Origin of the sequence: Aminobacter sp. MET-1 (genome assembly GCF_026521175.1) — a bacterium.
Lineage (GTDB): Bacteria > Pseudomonadota > Alphaproteobacteria > Rhizobiales > Rhizobiaceae > Aminobacter.
In genome coordinates, this window is sequence record NZ_JAMSHL010000142.1 from 1 (window position 1) to 254 (window position 254).

At 66.1% G+C, this 254-nt stretch carries 1 protein-coding gene; it reads right to left on the reverse strand.

Annotated features, from left to right (window positions below; genetic code table 11):
* Positions 1-122 (reverse strand): flagellar basal body protein (locus NDO48_RS30635; RefSeq protein ID WP_416377234.1); only part of this gene is annotated, 122 nt, incomplete at its 3' end.
* Positions 123-254 lie beyond the last annotated feature (132 nt).

Here is a 254-nt window from a genome sequence, read left to right on the forward strand (position 1 = left end):
GTGATGGTCTGCAGGCGGCAGAAACCGGGGGTGTTGACGTTGGCGATGTTCTGCCCGGTGCTGGCCAGGGCGACCTGGCTGGCACGCACGCCGCTGTAGGCGATCTGGTTGAGGATGGTCACGGCTTAGGACTCCTGACGCTCGAAGCGCACCGGCTGAGCGAAGGCCGCCAGACGCGGCGCACGGGCGTCGTCGGCAGCGGATTGGGCTGTTACTGAGGACAGGGCGACGGAATCGGCGGCGGACTTAAATTC